General features: G+C 29.2%; 1 pseudogene. It reads right to left on the minus strand.

The annotated features are described in order from the left end of the window. Positions 1-202 (minus strand): annotated as a pseudogene (locus ACJDU8_RS25970) (IS4 family transposase); the annotation flags it as partial.

The following is a 202-nucleotide window of genomic DNA, read 5'->3' on the forward strand; positions in this document are numbered from 1 at the left end:
CTATTCTTATTCTATTAAAATGTTCATCCCATATGGTAGGTATATTTGAATTTGTGAGTGTTACACTATTTAAAAGCTTTGTAAATATTTCTTTTAAGAACTTTACTGCCTTTTCATTTAAATGATGGTCTAATGCTTGGCTGCTTACTGTTGTTTTTGTCTTTGAGCTTAGATTAGCACTCATTGTTACAAGTGTATCTTT

This window comes from Candidatus Clostridium eludens (assembly GCF_045310515.1).
GTDB classification, from domain to species: domain Bacteria; phylum Bacillota; class Clostridia; order Clostridiales; family Clostridiaceae; genus Clostridium_B; species Clostridium_B eludens.